This is a genomic window from Mycobacterium gordonae (assembly GCF_002101675.1).
GTDB lineage: Bacteria > Actinomycetota > Actinomycetes > Mycobacteriales > Mycobacteriaceae > Mycobacterium > Mycobacterium gordonae.
Map to the genome: position 1 here is coordinate 29723 of NZ_LQOY01000205.1, position 22019 is coordinate 51741.

A 22019-nucleotide genomic window follows, 5' to 3' on the forward strand; every position below is an offset into this window, starting at 1 on the left:
CCACGCCGGGTGAAGCCATCTCGTGGCCCACTTGTAGCGCAGTTGTGTCCATAGCTCCCCACTGCGCCCCACCCTGACCCCGGAACGCCAAAGATTGGCCCTGACTTGGCTTTTCGCTGTTTCTGAAACCCCCTCATAGAACCCATCGCCCCAGGCGCGAGTCGGCTGTGGTGCGAAAACGCCACACCGGGACGCGCGGAGGGGGTGTTTATGGGGCGAAGTGGGGGGTTGTGGGGTATGGTGGCCGAAGTGTTTGGGTGAGAAGCAAGTTGGAGGTGCCCCAGTGTTTCTCGGCACCTACACGCCCAAGCTCGACGACAAGGGGCGGCTGACGCTGCCGGCCAAGTTTCGCGACGCACTGGCAGGGGGTTTGATGGTCACCAAGAGCCAAGACCACAGCCTCGCCGTGTACCCGCGGGCGGAATTCGAGCAGTTGGCCCGCCGGGCGAGCAAGGCGCCCCGTAGCAACCCGGAGGCTCGCGCATTCCTGCGCAACCTGGCCGCCGGCACCGACGAGCAACATCCCGACGGCCAAGGCCGCATCACCCTGTCGGCCGACCACCGCCGCTACGCAGGCCTGTCCAAGGACTGCGTGGTGATCGGCGCAGTCGACTACCTCGAGATCTGGGATGCCCAGGCCTGGAACGACTATCAGCAAATGCATGAAGAGAACTTCTCCGCAGCCAGCGATGAAGCACTCGGCGACATCTTCTGAGGTGCATGCCTGTGCACCGTGGTCTCTGCCCGAACCGACCCTGGCGTACTTCCCCAACGCCAGGTGCGTCTCGGACAGGGGCCTCGGTGCACGGACAGCACGCCAGTTAGCCCGGAGCGGGGAAGGGGTCACGGTGCCTGGCTCGGATTCCGCCGCAAGCGAATTCGGTCACGTCCCGGTACTGGCCCAACGGTGTGTCGACCTGCTCACGCCGGCGCTCACCCGGCACCGCCCCGACGGCGCCGGCGCCGTTCTTGTCGATGCCACCCTCGGGGCAGGCGGGCATGCGCAGCGGTTCCTCACCGAACTGCCCGGCCTGCGCCTGATCGGGCTCGACCGCGACCCGAGCGCTCTGGACATCGCCCGCGACCGGCTGGCTCCGTTCGCCGAGCGGGTCACCCTGGTGCACACCCGCTATGACGGCATCACCGACGCGCTGACCGAATCCGGTTACGGCACAGTTGAATCGGTCGACGGCGTCCTGTTCGACCTCGGCGTCTCGTCGATGCAGCTCGACCGCGCCGAGCGGGGCTTCGCCTATGCCAAGGACGCCCCCCTGGACATGCGGATGGACCCGTCGTCACCACTGACCGCGGCAGACATCGTCAACACCTACGGCGAGGCCGAGCTGGCCGACATCCTGCACCGCTATGGCGAGGAGCGGTTCGCCCGTCGCATTGCGGCGCAGATCGTTCGCCGGCGCGCCCGCGCGCCGTTCACCTCCACCGCCGAGCTGGTCGCCCTGCTCTACGAAGCAATTCCGGCTCCGGCCCGCCGCACCGGCGGGCACCCGGCCAAGCGCACGTTCCAGGCGCTGCGGGTGGCCGTCAACGACGAACTGGAGTCGCTGCGCAACGCGATACCCGCCGCCCTGGACGCGCTTGTCGTCGCCGGCCGCATCGTGGTGATGGCCTACCAGTCCCTGGAGGACCGAATCGTCAAGCGGTTGTTCGCCGAGGCCACCGCGTCCCGCACGCCGCCGGGCCTGCCAGTCGAACTTCCCGGCCACGGGCCGCTGTTTCGGTCGTTGACCCACGGCGCGGAAAAAGCGGACGCCACCGAGGTGGAACGCAACCCGCGCAGCGCCCCGGTCCGATTGCGGGCCCTGCAACGAATCGAGCACGCGAGGGGGAAGGCACAGGCATGAGCGCAAAGCGTGAGGCGACCAAGCGCCGCGAGAGCGAGCGTCGCGGCCGACGCACCGGTGCCGCCCGGCCCGGCTCCGTGGAGTCGTCGGCACGGCGGGGCAGGGGGCGGTCGGCAAAGCCGGCGGCGCCCAGTCGCGAAGCGCGGTTGCCGCGATCGGGTCCCCAGACCAGCCCGATGACCCGGCCCGTCGACCGGCCGGCCCGGGCCAAGAACACCAGCCAGGCCAAGGCTCGCGCAAAGGCGCGCAAAGCCAAGGCGCCCAAGGTGATTCGGCCCAAGCTCACCGAGCGGTTGGCCACCCGGATCAGTCAGATCGACCTGCGGCCGCACACCCTGTTGAGCAGGATCCCGTTTGTCGTGTTGGTCATCGGCGCGCTCGGCATCGGGCTGGGTCTGACGCTGTGGTTGTCCACCGACGCTGCCGAGCGTTCCTACAAGTTGAGCGATGCCCGCGAGCGCACCCGCATGCTGCAACAGCAGAAAGAGGCGCTCGAACGCGACGTGCGGGAGGCGGAGTCGGCTCCGGCGCTGGCCGAGGCGGCCCGCAAGCAAGGCATGATCCCCACCAGGGACACCGCTCACCTGGTCCAGGCGCCCGACGGCACGTGGGTGGTCGTGGGGACTCCGAAACCGGCCGACGGCATCCAGCCGCCGCCGCTGAACGCCAAGCTGCCCGACGAGGCGCCCCCCGCGCCGCCGAAGCCGGCGGTGACTCCGCCGGAGGTGGCGGTGCGGGTGCTCCCGACTCCCGGGGACCCGGCGTCGCCGGCACGCCCGGGCCCGCAGGTGCTGCTGCGGGGGCCCGACGGTTCGGCGACGCTGAATCCGAACCTGCAGGCTCCGGTGCCGGGCCAGGTCCCGACGGCGCCGGGCCAGGTCCCGGCGGTGCCCGGCGGCCAGGTCCCGACGGTGCCCGGCGGCCAGGTCCCGACGGCGCCGGGCCAGATCCCGACGGCGCCGGGCCAGGTGCCGGCGGTGCCCGGCGGCCAGGTGCCCGGGCAGCTGCCGGATGGGCACGGGCCGTTGCTGACATATCCCGGTCAGGCGCCCGCCCAGCTGCCGGTGCCACCTGCACCGGCAGCCGTACCGAATCCGTTCCACGATGATCTGCCGCCGGTCAACACGGGACAGGTCGCACCGGTCGCCCCGCCTGCGGTGACGGTGCCCGGGGTGCCTCGATGAGTCGCGGCGACGCGAGGCCGGCGCGCCAGGAGCGCGGTCCCCGTCGGCCCCGCGGCGACCAGGTGCGCGAGCCGAAGCGGAGCCGGAAAACCCGGGAAGCTGACAAATCTCGCGCCGTCGCGCGACCGGAGACGGCGCACTCGGCCAAAGAGCGGCGCACCCGGCAGGTGGTGGAAGTGGCCAGCCGCGGTGCGTCCTTCGTCTTCCGGCATCGGGCCGGCAATGCGGTCATCTCGGTGCTGATGCTGGTGGCCGTGACGCAGCTGTTCTACCTGCAGGTGTCCAACGCCTCGGAACTCAACGCGCAGGCGGCCGGCCAGCTCAAGGTCACCGACGTCGAGAGGGCCGTGCGTGGCTCGATCATCGACCGCCACAACGACCGGCTCGCGTTCACCATCGAGGCGCGCGCGCTCACCTTCCAGCCCAAGCGGATTCGACAGCAACTCGAAGAGGCCAGGAAGAAGACCTCGAGTGCGCCGGACCCGGACCAGCGTCTCAAGGACATGGCCAAAGACATTGCGGGCAAGTTGAACAACAAGCCCGACGCCGCCACCCTGCTCAAGAAGCTGCAGAGCAACGACTCGTTCGTCTACCTGGCCCGAAACGTCGAACCCGCTGTCGCCCATGCCATTTCGGCCAAGTACCCCGAGGTCGGTTCCGAGCGCCAGGACCTGCGGCAGTACCCGGGCGGCTCGTTGGCGGCCAATATCGTCGGCGGTATCGACTGGGACGGCCACGGCTTGCTGGGGCTCGAGGACTCCCTGGACGCCATGCTGGCCGGCACCGATGGCTCGGTCACCTACGACCGCGGCTCCGACGGTGTCGTCATCCCGGGCAGCTACCGCAACCGGCACAAGGCCGTACACGGTTCCACCGTCCAGCTCACCCTGGACGACGACATCCAGTTTTATGTTCAACAGCAGGTGCAGCAGGCCAAAAACGTCTCAGGAGCCCACACCGTGTCGGCGGTGGTGCTCGACGCCAAAACCGGTGAAGTCTTGGCGATGGCCAACGACAACACCTTCGACCCGTCGCAGGACATTGGGCGGCAGGGCGACCGGCAACTGGGCAATCTGCCGGTGTCCTCGCCGTTCGAACCGGGATCGGTGAACAAGATCATCACCGCGTCCTCGGTCATCGAGTACGGCCTGTCCAACCCTGATGAGGTGCTGCAGGTACCCGGCTCCATCAACATGGGCGGCGTCACCGTGCACGACGCATGGGAGCACGGCGTGATGCCTTACACCACCACCGGCGTATTCGGGAAGTCCTCGAACGTCGGGACCCTGATGCTGGCGCAGCGGGTGGGCCCGGAGCGCTTCTACGACATGGTCCGCAAGTTCGGACTGGGCCAGCGCACCGGCGTCGGATTGCCCGGCGAAAGCGCCGGCCTGGTACCGCCGATCGACCAGTGGTCGGGCAGCACATTCTCGAATCTGCCTATCGGACAGGGTGTTTCGATGACATTGCTGCAGATGGCCGGCATGTATCAGGCCATCGCCAATGACGGGGTGCGGATCCCGCCGCGCATTCTCAGGGCCACCGTCGCGGCCGACGGTTCGCGCACCGAGGAACCGCGGCCCGAAGGTGTCCGAGTGGTATCGGCGCAGACTGCCCAGACCGTGCGCCAGATGCTGCGCGCTGTCGTGCAACAGGACCCGATGGGATACCAGCAGGGCACCGGTCCCGCCGCCGCGGTGCCGGGTTATCAGATGGCCGGCAAGACCGGCACCGCTCAGCAGATCAATCCCGGCTGCGGCTGCTACTTCGACGACGTCTACTGGATCACCTTCGCCGGCATGGCCACGGTCGACAACCCCCGCTATGTCATCGGCATCATGATGGACAACCCGCAACGCAACGCCGACGGCACCCCGGGGCACTCCGCGGCGCCGCTGTTCCACAACATCGCCGGCTGGCTGATGCAGCGGGAGAACGTGCCGTTGTCACCTGATCCGGGACCCCCGCTGACGCTGCAGGCGATGTAGCAGGGTCGATCATGGGTTTTCGCCGAAGGCTCACGACATTTCGGCGAATAGCCGCACGAACGCGCGTCGAGTATGCATACTGGCAGCCGCTCACCCGTGGCCAGCAGGAGGCTCCCGATGTCGTTCGTCAATGTTGTTCCGGAAGCGTTGGAGACGGCGACGCAGCAGTTGGCGCGTCTCGGGACCTCGTTGCACAGCGCCAATGCCGCTGCCTCGGCGACGACCACCGAAATCCTGTCAGCCGGTGCCGACGAGATCTCGGCGGCGGTCACCGCGATATTCAGCGGTCACGGCGTGCAGTACCAGTCGTTGAGCGCCGTCGCCGCGCAGTTTCACCAGAGCTTTTTGCAGACGCTTAATGCGGCCGGTGGCGCGTACGCGGCGGCGGACGCGGCAAGTGCCGCGCCGTTGCAGGCGGTGCAGGACGGCGTCCTGAGTGTGGTGAACGCGCCGACTCAGGCGCTGTTGGGCCGTCCGCTGATCGGTAACGGCGCGAACGGCACGGCGGCCAACCCCAACGGTGGTGCCGGTGGACTGCTGGTCGGCAACGGGGGCAACGGTTTCAGTTACAACAGCGGGTTAGACCCGCAGAACGGCGGCAGCGGCGGCGCCGCCGGGCTGATCGGCAACGGCGGTGCCGGCGGCGCCGGCTTCCGCGGCGGGGTGGGCGGCGCGGGCGGCAACGGCGGGTGGTTGCTCGGCAGCGGCGGCGCCGGCGGCGTCGGAGGAGAATCGGTGCTCTTCGGCAATGGCGGTGCGGGCGGGGCCGGCGGTAACGCCTCACTCATCGGCTGGGGCGGAGCCGGCGGTGCTGGCGGCAACGCCGGCGGAGGGATCGGCGGGGCCGGCGGCGCCGGTGGTGCCGGCGGAAGGCTGGTCGCCATCGGGGGCGCTGGCGGTGCGGGTGGATATGGCTTTGTCGGTGGGGGCGCCGGCGGCGTCGGCGGCGATGCGGGTGGTAACTTCCTCGGCCTCGGTGGTGCCGGTGGTGCGGGTGGAACCGGCTTTACCGCCGGCGGTGCCGGTGGTACCGGTGGCGCCGGCGGCGGTTACCTCTTCGGACTCGGCGGTGCGGGCGGGGCCGGCGGAACGGCATTCGATGCTACCGGCGTCGGCGGTGCTGGGGGTGCTGGTGGTGCCGCCGGTGTGCTGAGCGGCTACGCGCAGGGGGGTGTCGGTGGAGCGGGTGGATCCGGCCCCGCCGGTGGCGGTGCGGCCGGTACTGGCGGCACCGGCGCTGTGGTCCTGGGCACAGGGGTCGGAGGTGCCGGCGGCATCGGCGGCGCGGTGGACCCAACTGGGCCGGGTGGCGTGGGCGGTGGCGGCGGCACGGGCGCGGCGATTTTCGGCCTGGGCGTGGGCGGTGTCGGAGGCGCGGGCGGCTACAGCAACAACGGCGTCGGTGGCGTCGGTGGTGCGGGCGGCCAGGGCGCAAATGTCGCGGGACTTGCTGTCGGCGGTACGGGCGGTGCCGGTGGCGGCAGCGTTGGTCAGAGCGGCAATGGCGGTGATGGCGGCGACGCCGGCGGCCTGTTCACTGTTGGCTTGGGCGGAAACGGCGGCAACGCCGGCTTCGGCAGTGGCGCTGCCGTTGGCGGCGCCGGCGGCAACGTCGGCGCGATCTCCCAGGGCTCCTTCGTCCAGACCTTCTTCGGCAACGGCGGTAACGGCGGCAACGGTGTCAACGGCGGCGCCGGCGGTGCCGGCGGTACCGGCGGCTTAGTTCTTGGCGCGAACGGCCAGAACGGATTGTCATAGTTCCGTAGCGCTGCGCGCGGGCGCGGCTTTGCGCGGTGACCGGGTGCCTCTCGATAGGGTGTCAGGGCCGATCATGGCGATCCCTGACCAGCTGAGCCCGAACGGAGGTGCTGCCCGTGGCGGAGTCGACGCCCACTGCGCTGCGCCCCCACACGGTCGCCGGCGTGCCATTGACCGCGCTGGCCGCGCAAATCGGAGCGACGTCCACCGGCGACGCCGACGTGACCGGCGTGACACTGCGCGCTCAGGACGTCCAGCCCGGTGACCTGTTCGCCGCGTTGCCCGGCTCGACCACGCACGGCGCGCACTATGCCGGCGACGCCATCGGGCACGGGGCAGTGGCGGTGCTCACCGACGCCGACGGGGTTGCCGCGATGGGTGCCCAGGCGGCGAAGGTGCCGGTCCTGGTCCACCCGGCGCCACGCAGCGTGCTCGGCGGACTGGCCGCGACCGTGTACGGCCGCCCGTCTGACCGGGTCACCGTCCTCGGCATCACCGGCACCTCGGGCAAAACCACCACGACATACCTGATCGAGGCGGGTCTGCGGGCCGGTGGCCGGGTCGCGGGCCTGGTCGGCACCATCGGCATCCGCATCGACGGCGCCGACATCCCCAGCGCGCTCACCACGCCGGAGGCCCCGGCCCTGCAGGCGCTGTTCGCGGCAATGGCCGAGCGCGGCGTCGACACCGTGGTGATGGAAGTGTCCAGTCACGCGCTGGCGCTGGGCCGGGTCGATGGCACCGAGTTCGCCGTCGGCGGATTCACCAACCTGTCGCGCGACCATCTGGACTTCCACCCGACCATGGCCGACTACTTCGAGGCCAAGGCATTGCTGTTCGATCCCGCCTCGGGACTGCGCGCCCACAGGGTGGTGGTATGTGTCGACGATGAGGCCGGGCGCGCGATGGCGGCCCGGGCCGGCGACGCGATCACCGTCAGTGTCACCGGCCAACCCGCGCACTGGCACGCCGTCGACGTCACGACCACCGGGCCGGCCAGCCAGGAATTCACCGCCGTCGATCCCGCCGGCACACGGCACCGCGTCGGCATCAACTTGCCGGGTCATTACAACATCGCCAACTGCCTTGTCGCACTGGCGGTTCTGGACGCGGTCGGGGTCGCCCCGGCCCAAGCGGCGGCCGGCCTGCGGGCGACCCGGGTGCCGGGACGTCTCGAACAGGTCGACTGCGGCCAGGATTTCCTCGCGCTCGTCGACTACGCCCACAAGCCGGGTGCGCTGCGCGCGGTGCTGGCCACGCTGGCCCAACCGGACCGCCGCCTGGCGGTGGTGTTCGGCGCCGGCGGCGACCGCGACCCCGGCAAGCGGGCGCCCATGGGTGCGGTGGCCGCCGAACTCGCCGACCTCGTCGTCGTCACCGACGACAACCCGCGCAGCGAAGATCCCGCCGCCATCCGCCGCGAAATCCTTTCCGGCGCAGCCGAAGTGGACCCCAAAACCGAGTTGGTCGAGATCGCCGACCGGCGGGAGGCGATTCGTTACGCCGTCGCTTGGGCCGGTCCCGGTGACGTGGTGCTGATCGCCGGCAAGGGCCACGAGACCGGCCAGCGCAGCGCCGACGAGGTGCGTCCGTTCGACGACCGGGTGGAACTGGCGCGCGCCCTGGAGGCCCGCCCATGATCGATTTGACCGTGGCCCAGATCGCCGACATCGTCGGCGGCACCCTGGCCGACGTCAGCCCGGAAGTGGCCGCAACCACCCGCGTCACCGGGACGGTGGAATTCGACTCGCGCGCCATCGGCCCGGGCGGACTCTTCGTGGCGCTACCCGGTGCCCGCGCCGACGGGCACGACCACGCCGCCTCGGCCATGGCCGCCGGCGCGGTGGCGGTGCTGGCCGCCCGGCCGGTGGGTGTGCCCGCCATCGTCGTCAAACCGCAAGCCGCCGTGGACGACCGGGCGTCGGTGCTCGAGCACGACGCCGACGGCTCGGGTGCCGCGGTGCTGGCCGCGCTCGCCAAGCTGGCCAAAGCCGTGGCCGCCGAACTGGCGGCCGGTGGCCTGAGGATCATCGGGATCACCGGCTCGTCGGGCAAGACCTCGACCAAGGACCTGGTGGCCGCGGTGTTGCGGCCGCTGGGCGAGGTGGTCGCGCCGCCGGGCTCGTTCAACAACGAGCTGGGTCATCCCTGGACGGTGCTGCGGGCCACCCGCGACACCGATTTCCTGATCCTGGAGATGTCGGCCCGCCACCCGGGCAATATCGCCGCGCTGGCCGGTATCGCGACCCCGTCGATCGGCGTGGTGCTCAATGTCGGCACCGCGCATCTGGGCGAGTTCGGTTCCCGGGAGATCATTGCGCAAACCAAATCCGAGCTGCCGCAATCTGTTCCGTCATCCGGGGTGGTCATCCTGAACGCCGACGACCCGCTGGTGGCGGCCATGGCCGACGTGACCGCGGCCCGGGTCGTGAGGGTGAGTCGCAATGCCGGTCCCAAGACCGACGACGTGTGGGCCGGGCCGGTGTCACTCGACGAGCTGGCCAGGCCCCAGTTCACGCTGCACGCCGGGGCCGAACAGGCCGAGGTCCGACTCGGCGTCTACGGCGAGCACCAGGTCAGCAACGCGCTGTGTGCGGCCGCGGTCGCGCTGGAGTGTGGTGCGAGCGTGGAACAGATCGCGGCAGCGCTCGCCGCGACGGGCCCGGTGTCGCGCCACCGCATGCAGGTGAGCACCCGCGCCGACGGCGTGACCGTCATCGACGACGCCTACAACGCCAACCCCGAGTCGATGCGGGCGGGTCTGCAGGCGCTGGCCTGGATCGCCCACGGTGAGGCTCATCCGCGGCGCAGCTGGGCGGTGCTGGGTGAGATGGCCGAACTCGGCGAGGATGCAATAACCGAGCACGACCGCATCGGCCGGCTCGCGGTGCGATTAGATGTGTCTCGACTCGTTGTCGTGGGAACCGGGAGGTCGATGAGCGCCATGCACCAGGGTGCGGTGATGGAGGGCTCGTGGGGGGAGGAAGCCGTCATGGTGGATGACGCCGACGGCGCTCTGGCCCTGCTGCGCGCCGAGCTGCAGCCCGGAGACGTGGTGCTGGTCAAGGCGTCCAACTCGGTCGGGTTGGGGGCGCTGGCCGACGCACTGACCGCCGAAGGCGCACGCCCGTGAGGCAGATTCTTATCGCCGTCGCCATCGCGGTGACCGTGTCCATCCTGCTGACGCCGGCGCTGATCCGGCTGTTCACCCGGCAGGGCTTCGGTCACCAGATCCGCGAGGACGGCCCGCCCAGCCACCACACCAAGCGGGGCACTCCGTCGATGGGTGGCGTGGCGATCTTGGCCGGCATGTGGGCCGGCTACCTGGGCACCCACCTGTTCGGTTTGTTGTTCGACGGTGAGGGCATCACTGCGTCCGGCCTGCTGGTGCTGGGCCTGGCTACCATGCTGGGCGGTGTCGGATTCCTCGACGACCTGATCAAGTTGCGTCGGTCGCGCAACCTGGGACTGAACAAGACGGCCAAGACGGTCGGGCAGATCACCGCCGCCGTGCTGTTCGCGGTACTGGTCCTGCAGTTCCGCAACAACGCCGGCCTGACCCCGGGCAGTGCAGACCTGTCGTATGTGCGCGAAATCGCGACGGTCACGTTCGCGCCCGGCCTGTTCGTGTTGTTCTGCGTGGTGGTGGTCAGCGCGTGGTCGAATGCGGTGAACTTCACCGACGGGCTGGACGGCCTGGCCGCGGGCTGTATGGCGATGGTGACCGGCGCCTATGTCCTGATCACCTTCTGGCAGTACCGCAACGCCTGCGTCACCGCGCCCGGTCTGGGTTGCTACAACGTGCGCGACCCGCTGGACCTGGCGCTGGTCGCCGCCGCTACGGCCGGAGCCTGCATCGGCTTCCTGTGGTGGAACGCCGCACCGGCCAAGATCTTCATGGGAGACACCGGGTCGCTGGCCCTGGGTGGCATCATCGCGGGGCTGTCGGTGACCAGCCACACCGAAATCCTGGCCGTCGTGCTCGGTTCGCTGTTCGTCGCCGAGGTCACCTCCGTGGTGTTGCAGATTCTGGCCTTCCGCACCACCGGGCGTCGGGTTTTCCGGATGGCGCCCTTCCATCATCATTTCGAGTTGGTCGGCTGGGCGGAAACCACGGTCATCATCAGGTTCTGGTTGCTCACCGCGATCACCTGCGGTCTGGGCGTGGCCCTGTTCTACGGCGAGTACCTGTCCACGATCGGTGCGTGACGTGCTGGACCCGCTGGCGCCGGACGCGCCCGTCCTGATCGCCGGTGCCCGGGTGACCGGCCGTGCCGTGCTGGCGGCGCTGAGCCGGTTCGGGGCCGCGCCGACGCTGTGCGACGACGACCCGGCGATGCTGGCCCCGCATGCCGCGGACGGCGTCGCGACGGCCGACCCCGCGGCCGCGATCGATCAGATCGACCGGTACACGCTGGTGATCACCAGCCCCGGGTTTCAGCCGGACACCCCGGTGCTGGCGGCCGCCGCCGCGGCCGGGGTGCCGATCTGGGGCGATGTGGAGCTGGCCTGGCGGCTGGATGCGGCCGGCCACTTCGGGCCACCGCGGCGCTGGCTGGTGGTGACCGGCACCAACGGCAAAACCACCACCACCTCGATGCTGCACGACATGCTGACCGCCGGAGGGCTGCGCAGCCGGTTGTGCGGGAACATCGGCGACCCGGTGCTCGACGTGCTGGATCAGCCTTCGGACGTGCTGGCTGTCGAGCTGTCCAGCTTCCAGCTGTACTGGGCGCCGTCGCTGCGGCCCGAGGCGGGCGTAGTACTCAACATCGCCGAAGACCACCTGGACTGGCACCACACCATGGCCGCCTACACCGCCGCCAAGGCCCGGGTGCTCACCGGCCGGGTCGCCGTCGTCGGCCTGGACGACGACCGGGCGGCGGCGCTCCGCGAGACCGCGCCGGCCGCGGTACGCGTGGGCTTCCGGCTCGGTGCACCCGCGCCCGGGGAACTCGGCGTACGCGACGGGCAACTCATCGACCGGGCGTTCGCCGAGGATCTGCCCCTGCTGCCGGTGTCGTCGATACCGGTGCCGGGTCCGGTGGGAGTGCTCAACACACTGGCCGCTGCTGCGCTGGCGCGCGCGGTGGACGTGGCCCCTGAAGCGATCGCCACGGCGATCTCCGCATTCCGCCTGGGTCGCCACCGCTGCGAAGTGGTCAGTGTCGTCGACGGCATCACATATGTCGACGATTCCAAGGCCACCAACCCGCACGCCGCCCAGGCCTCAGTGTTGGCCTACCCCCGCGTGGTGTGGCTGGCCGGCGGCCTGCTCAAAGGTGCGTCCCTGGATGTCGAGGTCGAACGCATCGCGTCGCACCTGGTCGGAGCGGTCCTCTTCGGCCGGGACCGCGCCGAGGTTGCCGAGGCGTTATCACGACACGCCCCCGATGTCCCCGTCGTACACGTTGTTACAGGCGAGGATGTTGAGATGCATGCGACTGGTGTGGTTTCTGTTGCTGATGTGACACAAGTGAATAACGAGGACGGCCAGGATATCGGGTCTCGCGTGATGGCCGCGGCCGTAGCCGCGGCCCGCGGCCTGGCCAAACCCGGGGACACGGTGCTGCTCGCGCCGGCTGGCGCATCGTTTGACCAGTTCACCGGCTACGCGGCCCGGGGCGACGCGTTCGCGGCAGCCGTACGCGCCGCGGTCCGGTAGGCGGTGTGGGTATCGCGGTGACCCGGCTGTTCCGCCGGGGCAAGGGGGAGACGTCCGGCGCCGCGCAGGCGCAGGACGAGGCGACAGACCAGTCCGAGCAGGCGGCTGCGGCCGAGGAGAAGACCGCCGCACCCAAGACCGAGCACAGCGGGCCGCGCACCGCATTCGGTGCCTGGCTGGGCCGGCCCATGACGTCGTTTCACCTGATCATCGCCGTGACGGCGCTACTGACGTCGCTGGGTCTGATCATGGTGCTGTCGGCGTCGGGCGTGCACTCCTACGGCAACGACGGGTCGGCCTGGATCATCTTCGGCAAGCAGGTGCTGTGGACGATCGTCGGACTCGTGGCCTGCTACGCGGGGCTGCGGATGTCGGTGCGGTTCATCCGGCGCGTGGCCTTCACCAGCTACGCGGTCACCATCATCCTGCTGGTCCTGGTGCTCATCCCCGGCATCGGCAACCTCGCCAACGGATCCCGCAAGTGGTTCGTCATCGCGGGTTTATCCATGCAGCCTTCCGAACTCGCCAAGATCGCCTTCGCCATCTGGGGCGCGCACCTGCTGGCGGCCCGGCGCCTGGAGCGCGCCTCGTTGCGCGAAATGCTGATTCCGCTGGTGCCGGCCGCGCTGATCGCGTTGGGCCTGATCGTGGCCCAGCCCGATCTCGGGCAGACAGTGTCACTCGGCATCATCTTGCTCGGGCTGCTCTGGTACGCCGGGCTGCCGCTGCGGGTGTTCGTGAGTTCGCTTGGCGCGGTCTTCGCCGCCGGCGCGGTGTTGGCCATGTCGGCCGGCTATCGCTCGGACCGGGTGCGGTCCTGGCTGGATCCCGAAGACGACCCGATGGACACCGGTTATCAAGCGCGACAGGCCAAATACGCACTGGCGCACGGCGGTATCTTCGGCGACGGCCTGGGCCAGGGCGTGGCCAAGTGGAACTATCTGCCCAACGCCCACAACGACTTCATCTTCGCGATCATCGGCGAGGAGCTGGGCCTGATCGGTGCGGTCGGCCTGCTGGGGCTGTTCGGATTGTTCGCCTACACCGGCATGCGCATCGCGCGCCGGTCTGCCGATCCATTCCTGCGCCTGCTCACCGCCACCACGACGTTGTGGGTGCTCGGGCAGGCCTTCATCAACATCGGCTATGTGATCGGTCTGCTACCCGTCACCGGTCTGCAGCTGCCCCTGATCTCGGCTGGGGGAACGTCAACGGCGGCAACGCTTTTCATGGTCGGCATCATGGCGAATGCGGCCCGGCACGAACCCGAAGCGGTGGCCGCGCTGCGCGCCGGCCGCGACGACAAGGTCAACCGGCTGCTGCGGCTGCCGCTGCCGGAGCCGTACGTGCCCAGCCGCATCGAGTCGTTTCGCGAGCGCAAGCGTCCGCAACCGGCCCGCAAACCGCCGCGGGAGCCGGTCCGGCGGGTCGCGAGCCCACCGCCGAAAGCGCAGCCGCGCACGAGTCGGCGGTCTGCGGGAAGCGGCCGGGGGCGGGAAAGGCATCATAGATCTGGCCAGCAACACGCGGGCCGGCGTCAGCCACGGCGCGTAGGAGCATTGGAAGGTCAGCGTTACGGGTGAACGACAAGGTCACAGAGCCGGCCGGCGGGCCAGGGGACAGCCCCCTGCCCGCCGGTGGTGCGTTCTCGGTCGTGCTCGCCGGCGGCGGGACCGCCGGTCACGTTGAGCCCGCGATGGCCGTCGCGGACGCGCTGACCGCGCTGGACCCCGGCATCAGAATCACCGCGCTGGGCACCGCGCGCGGCTTGGAGACCCGCCTGGTACCCGAGCGCGGCTACCGGCTGGAGTTGATCACACCCGTGCCGCTGCCGCGCAAGCCCAGCGGCGACCTCGCTCGGCTGCCACCCCGGGTCTGGCGCGCCGTCCGGGAAACCCGGGCGGTGCTCGACAACGTCGCCGCCGACGTCGTCATCGGTTTCGGCGGTTACGTGGCGCTGCCGGCCTATCTGGCATCGCGCGGCAGGCCAGGACGCCGGCGGATCCCGGTCGTCATCCACGAGGCCAACGCCCGGGCCGGACTGGCCAACCGGGTGGGCGCCCGCACCGCCGACCGGATCCTGTCCGCGGTGCCCAATTCGGGCCTGCGGCGCGCCGAGGTGGTCGGCGTGCCGGTACGCGCGACGATCACCACGCTGGACCGCCCCGCCCTGCGGGCGCAGGCTCGGGCCCACTTCGGCTTCGCCGACGATGCGCGTGTCCTGCTGGTATTCGGCGGTTCGCAGGGCGCGGTCTCGCTGAACCGCGCCGTGTCCGGCGCGGCCGCCGATCTGGCCGCCGCCGGCGTGTCCGTGCTGCACGCGCACGGCCCCAAGAACACGCTTGAACTGCGCACCCCCGATCCCGGCGACCCGCCCTATGTTGCGGTGCCCTACCTGGACCGGATGGATTTGGCTTATTCGGCCGCCGACATGGTGATCTGCCGGTCCGGGGCGATGACGGTGGCCGAGGTCTCTGCCGTCGGGTTGCCCGCCATCTACGTGCCGCTGCCGATCGGCAACGGTGAACAGCGGCTCAACGCGCTGCCGGTGGTCAACGCCGGAGGCGGCATAATCGTCGCCGACGCGGCGTTGACGCCGGAACTGGTGGCGCGCGAAGTATCAGGGCTGCTCAACGACCCGACGCGGCTGGCGGCGATGACGTCCGCGGCCGCCCTGGTCGGGCACCGCGACGCCGCGCAACAGGTGGCGCAGGCGGCGCTGGACGTCGCCCGGCAGATGCGGGGGGCACGGCGGTGACCGCCGAACAGCTGCCGCCGGAACTGCAGCGCGTGCACATGGTCGGCATCGGCGGCGCCGGCATGTCCGGCATCGCCCGCATCCTGCTGGATCGCGGCGGGATGGTGTCGGGCTCGGACGCCAAAGAGTCGCGCGGCGTGCATGCGCTGCAGGCGCGCGGCGCGCTGATCCGCATCGGCCACGACGCGTCGTCGCTGGATCTGCTGCCCGGCGGCGTCACCGCCGTCATCACCACCCACGCCGCCATCCCCAAAACGAATCCCGAGCTGGTCGAGGCCCGGCGCCGCGGCATCCCGGTGGTGTTGCGACCGGTGGTGCTGGCCAAGCTGATGGCCGGGCGCACCACCTTGATGGTCACCGGCACGCACGGCAAGACGACGACGACCTCGATGCTGATCGTCGCGCTGCAGCACTGCGGTCGCGACCCGTCGTTCGCGGTCGGCGGGGAGCTGGGCGAGGCGGGCACCAATGCGCATCACGGCAGCGGCGACCTCTTCGTCGCCGAAGCCGACGAGAGCGACGGCACGCTGCTCGAATACACGCCCGACGTCGCCGTGGTCACCAACATCGAGTCCGACCACCTGGATTTCTACGGCAGCACCGACGCCTACGTCGGGGTGTTCGACTCCTTCGTCGAGCGGCTCGCCCCCGGCGGTGCGCTGGTGGTGTGCGCCGACGACCCGGGCGCGGCGGGACTGGCGCAGCGTACGTCCGAGCTGGGCATCCGGGTGTTGCGCTACGGGTCCGACGATTCGGTGGGACCGCTGGCTGCCCGCCTGGTGTCCTGGGAACAACACGGGACCGAGGCCGTCGCCCACATCCAGCTGGCGGGCGAGCCGCAGCAGCGGGTGATGCGGCTGTCGGTGCCCGGACGCCACATGGCGCTCAATGCGCTGGCCGCGCTGCTGGCGGCGACCGAGATCGGCGCGCCCGTCGAGGAGGTGCTTGACGGGCTGGCCGCCTTCGAAGGCGTGCGGCGGCGCTTCGAACTGGTCGGCACCGCCTACTCGGTGCGGGTGTTCGACGACTACGCCCATCACCCCACCGAGATCGGCGCCACCCTGGCGGCGGTCCGTTCCGTTGTCAAGCAGAGCGGCGGCGGCCGTTCACTTGTCGTCTTTCAACCTCATTTGTATTCTCGGACAAAGGCTTTCGCGCAGGAATTCGGGCACGCACTGGATGCGGCCGACGAGGTGTTCGTGCTGGACGTCTACGGCGCGCGCGAGCAACCGCTGGCCGGGATCAGCGGAGCGACCGTGGCCGAGCATGTGAGCGTTCCGGTCCGCTATCTGCCGGACTTCTCGGCGGTGGCCGAGGAGGTGGCCGACGCCGCCGCACCGGGCGATGTCGTCGTCACCATGGGTGCGGGCGACGTGACGATGCTCGGCCCCGAGATTGTCGCCGCGCTGCGGATGCGGGCCAACCGCAGCGCACCGGGTCGGGGAGTGCCGCAGTGAGCGAACCCGAGGAAGGTGGACCCACCGACCTGGCGGGCGAGGCTCCCGGCTCTGCCGAGCCTGGCGACGAGACGACCGAACCGATCTCCACCGGCGCCGCACCAGCCCCGGACTCCCCGCAATCCCAAGAATCCTCGGAGGAAGAGGATTTCGAGGGTCCGCGCCGGCGTGCCCGCCGGGAACGCGCGGAGCGCCGCGCCGCCCAAGCCCGCGCCACTGCCATCGAGGAAGCCCGCCGCGAGGCCAAGCGGCGCGCCAAGGGAACGGTGCTGCCGGAACCAAAACCAGTTGCGCGCGGTGTCGTTCGCGGTCTGAAGATGCTGCTGGCGACGGTACTGCTGGTGGTCATCGGGGTTGGGCTCGGGCTGATCCTCTACTTCACGCCGGCGATGTCGGCGCGCAACATCGTGGTGACCGGCACGGGCGTCGTGACCCGCGAAGAAGTGCTCGACGCGGCGCAGGTGCGGATCGGGACGCCGCTGCTGCAGATTGACACCAACCAGGTCGCCGACCGGGTCGCCGCGATCCGCCGGGTGGCCAGCGCGCGGGTGCAGCGACAGTACCCGTCGGCGCTGCGCATCACGATCGTTGAGCGAATCCCGGTGGTAGTGAAGGATTTTCCGGACGGGCCGCACCTTTTTGACCGCGACGGCGTCGACTTCGCGACCGATCAGCCACCGCCGACGGTGCCCTACATCGACGTGGACAATCCCGGGCCCACCGATCCGGCCACGCTGGCCGCGCTGAAGGTGTTGAGCACGCTGCGGCCTGAGGTCGCCGGGGAGGTGGGGCGGATCGCGGCGCCGTCGGTGTCCTCGATAACCCTCACGCTGACCGACGGTCGGGTGGTGATCTGGGGAACCACCGATCGCGCGGCTGAGAAAGCCGAGAAGCTGGCGGCGTTGTTGACCCAGCCCGGGCGCACCTACGACGTGTCCAGCCCGGACCTACCGACGGTCAAGTAGCGCGACCTCCCGCTTGCGCGGCCAGACGCAAAAGCGCCCATTCCGAGCCCAGATACGGCGCCGTTGCGTCTGTTCGCGCAAAAATGCGCGCCGCGCGTCGGCGCGCCTGCACGGCTGATGCCCGTCGTACCCATACGGTTCTGGTTACGCGGAACTACTTGACATAACTCTAACTCTATGGTTGAGGTTGAGAGTTTTGCAAGGAGACACACCGCAGACATACCCACGCATTACCAGGGGAACTGAAAGCCCATCAGGGAGGAAGACGAATGATGACCCCCCCACACAACTACCTGGCCGTCATCAAGGTCGTGGGCATCGGTGGTGGCGGCGTCAATGCCGTCAACCGAATGATCGAGCAAGGTCTCAAAGGTGTGGAGTTCATCGCCATCAATACCGACGCGCAGGCGTTGCTGATGAGCGATGCCGACGTCAAGCTCGACGTCGGTCGCGACTCCACCCGCGGCCTCGGCGCCGGCGCCGACCCGGAGGTCGGCAAGAAGGCCGCCGAGGACGCCAAGGAGGAGATCGAGGAGTTGCTGCGCGGCGCCGACATGGTGTTCGTCACCGCCGGGGAGGGCGGTGGCACCGGTACCGGTGGCGCACCCGTCGTCGCCAGCATCGCACGCAAACTCGGCGCCCTGACGGTCGGCGTCGTGACCCGGCCGTTCTCGTTCGAGGGCAAGCGGCGCAGCAACCAGGCCGAGAACGGCATCTCGGCGCTGCGGGAGAGCTGCGACACCCTCATCGTGATCCCCAACGACCGCCTGCTGCAGATGGGCGACGCCGCGGTGTCGCTGATGGACGCCTTCCGCAGCGCTGACGAGGTGCTGCTCAACGGGGTCCAGGGCATCACTGACCTGATCACCACCCCGGGTCTGATCAACGTCGACTTTGCCGACGTCAAGGGCATCATGTCCGGCGCCGGCACCGCGCTGATGGGCATCGGCTCAGCCCGCGGGGAGGGGCGCTCGCTCAAGGCCGCCGAGATCGCCATCAACTCTCCGCTGCTGGAAGCCTCGATGGAAGGCGCCCAAGGCGTGCTGATGTCCATCGCCGGCGGCAGTGACCTGGGCCTGTTCGAGATCAACGAGGCCGCCTCGCTGGTGCAGGACGCCGCCCACCAGGACGCCAACATCATCTTCGGTACGGTCATCGACGACTCACTCGGCGACGAGGTGCGCGTCACGGTGATCGCGGCGGGCTTCGACGCCGGCCCCGGCCGGAAAGCCGTCAGCGGCAACGAGTCCGGCGGCGCTCATCGCATCGAGACGGCCAAGGCCGGCAAGCTCACCTCGACCCTGTTCGAACCGGTCGACGCCGTCAGCGTCCCGCTGCACACCAACGGTGCGACCCTGAGCATCGGCGGTGACGACGACGACGTCGATGTGCCGCCCTTCATGCGCCGCTGAGGTCTCAATTTGCTTGCCACCGCGCGACAAACCGGCCTCGAAACCCGGTCGCCCGACGTCGATGCAGCCTGACAGGCAACGGAATCCAGATACTGGGGATGTGAGCGTTCGGATCCGCCGGGTGACCACCACCCGGGCGGGCGGCGTGTCGAAACCGCCGTTCGACACCTTCAACCTCGGCGACCACGTCGGTGACGACCCGGCTGCCGTGCGGGCCAACCGGTCCCGGCTGGCCAAAGCCATCGGTTTGCCCGGTGACCGAGTCGTGTGGATGAACCAGGTGCACGGAACCCGCGTCGAGGTGGTGGACGGACCGCAGGGCCAGGCTCTGCACGAGACCGACGGAATGGTCACGGTGACAGCTCGTTTGGCCTTGGTCGTGGTGACGGCCGACTGTGTGCCGGTGCTGCTCGCGGACGCGCGGGCCGGTGTCGTCGGTGCCGTTCACGCCGGCCGCGTCGGAGCCCAACACGGGGTGGTGGCGCGGACGGTCGAGGCGATGCAGGAACTGGGCGCCCAAGTCGGCGATATCTCGGCACTGTTGGGCCCAGCGGTCAGCGGTCGCAATTACGAGGTGCCCGAGGCGATGGCCGCCGAGGTCGAAGCCGCACTGCCCGGCAGCCGCACCACGACCCCCGCCGGGACCGCGGGTCTGGACCTGCGGGTCGGAATCGCCGGCCAGCTTCGTCGACTGGGCGTCACATCCATCGAGGTCGATCCGCGCTGCACCGCCGCCGACCCGGCGCTGTTCAGTCATCGGCGCAACGCGCCGACCGGCCGGCTGGCGTCCCTGGTGTGGATGGAGCCAGCAGGATGACGGCCGAGGCCGCAGCACAGGGCGAGCGTCAATCGGAACTGACCCGCGCACTGGCCTCGGTGCGTTCCCGGCTCGCGGCGGCAGCGGAGGCGGCCGGCCGCAACGTCGGTGAAATCGAATTGCTGCCGATTACCAAATTCTTCCCGGCCACCGACGTGGCCGTGCTTTCCCGCCTGGGATGCCGGGCGGTCGGCGAGTCGCGGGAGCAGGAGGCCTCGGCGAAGGTGGCCGAGGTGGCGCGGTTGCTGGCTGCCTCCCCAGAGGGTGGATCTCGGAATTTGCAGTGGCACATGGTGGGCCAGATCCAGCGCAAAAAGGCCAAGTCGCTGGCCCGCTGGGCGCACACCGCCCACTCGGTGGACAGCGAGCAGCTGGTGACCGCGCTGGAGCGGGCGGTAGCCGGCGCTCTGTCCGAGCACCGCCGCAGCACGCCGCTGCGGGTCTATGTCCAGGTCAGTCTGGACGGCGACGCGTCGCGCGGCGGCGTCGACATCGGCGAGTCCGGCGCGGTGGACCGGGTCTGCGAACAGGTACAGGGCGCCGCGAGCCTGGAACTGGTCGGGTTGATGGGCGTTCCGCCGCTCGATTGGGAGCCCGAACAGGCCTTTGACCGGCTGCAATCTGAGCACTGCCGGGTACGCCGGGCCTTCCCACAGGCAGTGGGATTGTCGGCCGGGATGTCGGGCGACCTCGAGATCGCCGTCAAACATGGATCGACGTGTGTGCGTGTCGGTACCGCGCTATTGGGTCAACGGCGGTTACGGTCACCGTGAATAGTCACTCGAGTCACACCTTCATCACAAACAACATATATCCCAGGCTAGAAGGGGTCGCACGATGAGCACTCTGCACAAGGTCAAGGCCTACTTCGGTATGGCTCCGATGGAGGATTACGAGGACGAGTATTACGACGACCGCACGCCGTCCCGCGGTTATTCACGGCCGCGATTCGAAGACGATTACGGCCGTTACGACGGGCGCGATCGGGAATACGACGAGCCGCGCCGCGACCCGCGCGGCGACCTGCGCGGCGAGTTGCGCGGGGAGCCCGCCGACTACCCGCCGCCGAGCAGCTACCGGGGCGGGTACCCCGAGGAGCCGCGCTTCCAGCCGCGCGAGTTCGACCGGCCCGACATGGCGCGGCCGCGCCTGGGGTCGTGGCTGCGGGGTTCCACCCGCGGTGCGCTGGCGATGGACCCGCGCCGGATGGCGATGATGTTCGAAGACGGCCACCCGCTGTCGAAGATCACCACGCTGCGGCCCAAGGACTACAGCGAGGCGCGCACCATCGGTGAGCGGTTCCGTGATGGCACCCCGGTCATCATGGATCTGGTGTCGATGGACAACGCCGACGCCAAGCGACTGGTCGACTTCGCCGCCGGCCTGGCTTTCGCGCTGCGCGGGTCGTTCGACAAGGTGGCGACCAAGGTGTTCCTGCTGTCGCCGGCCGACGTCGACGTGTCTCCGGAGGAGCGCCGCCGGATCGCCGAAACCGGTTTCTACGCTTACCAATAGGCGAAATTCCGCGGCGCGGCCCGGTAGGTCACACGTTGGCCGACCGGGCCGTACGCATGCCGGCCGTCCCCTTGAGATGTGAGCGGCGCGGCAGGGTCGGTAGGCTTACTGTTGCCGCCGCGGCGGCGACGGACATTCCTCTCATCCTCATCGTTAAGGTCGGGCTCTCGTTGGTGCTGTTCTTTCAGATCCTCGGTTTTGCGCTGTTCACGTTCTGGCTGCTGCTCATCGCGCGGGTCGTCATCGAGTGGATCCGCTCGTTCAGTCGGGACTGGCGGCCGACGGGGGTGACCGTGGTGATCCTGGAGATCATCATGTCCGTCACTGACCCACCGGTGAAGTTGCTGCGCAGGCTGATCCCGCAGATCACCATCGGCGCCGTCCGTTTGGACCTGTCGATCTTGGTGTTGTTGCTCGTGGCGTTCATCGGGATGCAGTTGGCGTTCAGCGCTGCGGCGTAGCGGCCGCTTGCCACGGACCGGATGTAGCTAGGAGACGGTTCGGCCACGATTCGGCGACAAGTGTGATGCGCGTGATTTTTCTCTTCTAAGAAATGTGATTTATTTGCCTTAGAGATTGAAATTGCTCCTTATTTATTAGTCCAATCGGCGACCGCCGAGTCTGGTGTGACAGGATGG

General features: G+C 69.5%; 18 protein-coding genes. All 18 read left to right on the top strand.

What is annotated here, in order from left to right:
* The first annotated feature begins 283 nt into the window (after positions 1-283).
* The 18 genes from mraZ (at position 284) to AWC08_RS25830 (ending at position 21842) form a co-directional block, all read left to right on the top strand.
* Entirely contained in the window at positions 284-715 is a 432-nt protein-coding gene (gene mraZ, locus AWC08_RS25745; RefSeq protein ID WP_065135844.1) for a division/cell wall cluster transcriptional repressor MraZ, read from the top strand.
* A 1-nt stretch (position 716) separates the two neighbouring features.
* Positions 717-1862, top strand: coding sequence for a 16S rRNA (cytosine(1402)-N(4))-methyltransferase RsmH (gene rsmH, locus AWC08_RS25750; RefSeq protein ID WP_142283815.1), 1146 nt, complete (start codon positions 717-719; stop codon positions 1860-1862).
* Entirely contained in the window at positions 1859-3046 is a 1188-nt protein-coding gene (gene ftsL / locus AWC08_RS25755) for a cell division protein FtsL (protein WP_085088404.1), read from the top strand. Before rsmH ends, ftsL begins: the two co-directional genes overlap by 4 nt.
* Positions 3043-5034, top strand: coding sequence for a peptidoglycan D,D-transpeptidase FtsI family protein (locus AWC08_RS25760; RefSeq protein ID WP_065135846.1), 1992 nt, complete (start codon positions 3043-3045; stop codon positions 5032-5034). Before ftsL ends, AWC08_RS25760 begins: the two co-directional genes overlap by 4 nt.
* 117 nt (positions 5035-5151) lie before the next feature.
* Complete coding sequence (locus AWC08_RS25765) at positions 5152-6792, top strand: PE family protein (protein ID WP_069434171.1); 1641 nt, start codon at positions 5152-5154, stop codon at positions 6790-6792.
* Positions 6793-6899: 107 nt separating this feature from the next.
* Entirely contained in the window at positions 6900-8432 is a 1533-nt protein-coding gene (locus AWC08_RS25770) for a UDP-N-acetylmuramoyl-L-alanyl-D-glutamate--2,6-diaminopimelate ligase (protein WP_065135848.1), read from the top strand.
* Positions 8429-9925 carry a UDP-N-acetylmuramoyl-tripeptide--D-alanyl-D-alanine ligase gene (locus AWC08_RS25775; RefSeq protein WP_069434326.1) on the top strand — a complete coding sequence of 499 codons (1497 nt, stop codon included), beginning with the start codon at positions 8429-8431 and terminating at the stop codon, positions 9923-9925. Before AWC08_RS25770 ends, AWC08_RS25775 begins: the two co-directional genes overlap by 4 nt.
* Positions 9922-11001 (top strand): phospho-N-acetylmuramoyl-pentapeptide-transferase, encoded by a 1080-nt coding sequence (mraY, locus tag AWC08_RS25780; RefSeq protein ID WP_065135850.1) that lies wholly within the window; start codon positions 9922-9924, stop codon positions 10999-11001. Before AWC08_RS25775 ends, mraY begins: the two co-directional genes overlap by 4 nt.
* Position 11002: 1 nt before the next feature.
* Complete coding sequence (murD, locus tag AWC08_RS25785; RefSeq protein WP_069434325.1) at positions 11003-12457, top strand: UDP-N-acetylmuramoyl-L-alanine--D-glutamate ligase; 1455 nt, start codon at positions 11003-11005, stop codon at positions 12455-12457.
* Positions 12458-12462: 5 nt separating this feature from the next.
* On the top strand, positions 12463-14040 hold the full coding sequence (ftsW, locus tag AWC08_RS25790) for a putative lipid II flippase FtsW (protein ID WP_065135852.1): 1578 nt from the start codon (positions 12463-12465) through the stop codon (positions 14038-14040).
* Entirely contained in the window at positions 14037-15215 is a 1179-nt protein-coding gene (murG, locus tag AWC08_RS25795) for an undecaprenyldiphospho-muramoylpentapeptide beta-N-acetylglucosaminyltransferase (protein WP_069434324.1), read from the top strand. The genes ftsW and murG overlap by 4 nt, the downstream gene beginning before the upstream one ends.
* Positions 15212-16672, top strand: a complete 1461-nt coding sequence (gene murC / locus AWC08_RS25800) for a UDP-N-acetylmuramate--L-alanine ligase (RefSeq protein WP_069434323.1) — start codon at positions 15212-15214, stop codon at positions 16670-16672. The genes murG and murC overlap by 4 nt, the downstream gene beginning before the upstream one ends.
* Before the next feature lie 29 nt (positions 16673-16701).
* The gene (locus AWC08_RS25805; RefSeq protein ID WP_142283817.1) at positions 16702-17637 is read left to right on the top strand and encodes a cell division protein FtsQ/DivIB; all 936 of its coding nucleotides are present in this window, start codon (positions 16702-16704) and stop codon (positions 17635-17637) included.
* A gap of 272 nt (positions 17638-17909) precedes the next feature.
* A complete protein-coding gene (gene ftsZ, locus AWC08_RS25810; RefSeq protein ID WP_069434328.1) occupies positions 17910-19049 on the top strand; it encodes a cell division protein FtsZ in 1140 nt (379 codons plus the stop codon).
* A 100-nt stretch (positions 19050-19149) separates the two neighbouring features.
* Positions 19150-19866, top strand: coding sequence for a peptidoglycan editing factor PgeF (pgeF, locus tag AWC08_RS25815; RefSeq protein ID WP_069434321.1), 717 nt, complete (start codon positions 19150-19152; stop codon positions 19864-19866).
* A complete protein-coding gene (locus tag AWC08_RS25820; protein WP_069434320.1) occupies positions 19863-20639 on the top strand; it encodes a YggS family pyridoxal phosphate enzyme in 777 nt (258 codons plus the stop codon). The genes pgeF and AWC08_RS25820 overlap by 4 nt, the downstream gene beginning before the upstream one ends.
* A 64-nt stretch (positions 20640-20703) precedes the next feature.
* Positions 20704-21381: a cell division protein SepF gene (locus tag AWC08_RS25825; protein WP_065135858.1), complete on the top strand. Its 678-nt coding sequence runs from the start codon at positions 20704-20706 to the stop codon at positions 21379-21381.
* Positions 21382-21551: 170 nt separating this feature from the next.
* A complete protein-coding gene (locus AWC08_RS25830; protein ID WP_055579970.1) occupies positions 21552-21842 on the top strand; it encodes a YggT family protein in 291 nt (96 codons plus the stop codon).
* Positions 21843-22019 lie beyond the last annotated feature (177 nt).

Excerpts from the sequence above, each read along its gene's own strand:
- AWC08_RS25760 (WP_065135846.1), top strand. The coding sequence starts at position 3,043 with ATGAGTCGCGGCGACGCGAGGCCGGCGCGCCAGGAGCGCGGTCCCCGT.
- ftsL (WP_085088404.1), top strand. The coding sequence starts at position 1,859 with ATGAGCGCAAAGCGTGAGGCGACCAAGCGCCGCGAGAGCGAGCGTCGC.
- AWC08_RS25765 (WP_069434171.1), top strand. The coding sequence starts at position 5,152 with ATGTCGTTCGTCAATGTTGTTCCGGAAGCGTTGGAGACGGCGACGCAG.
- AWC08_RS25775 (WP_069434326.1), top strand. The coding sequence starts at position 8,429 with ATGATCGATTTGACCGTGGCCCAGATCGCCGACATCGTCGGCGGCACC.
- AWC08_RS25825 (WP_065135858.1), top strand. The coding sequence starts at position 20,704 with ATGAGCACTCTGCACAAGGTCAAGGCCTACTTCGGTATGGCTCCGATG.
- ftsZ (WP_069434328.1), top strand. The coding sequence starts at position 17,910 with ATGACCCCCCCACACAACTACCTGGCCGTCATCAAGGTCGTGGGCATC.
- AWC08_RS25820 (WP_069434320.1), top strand. The coding sequence starts at position 19,863 with ATGACGGCCGAGGCCGCAGCACAGGGCGAGCGTCAATCGGAACTGACC.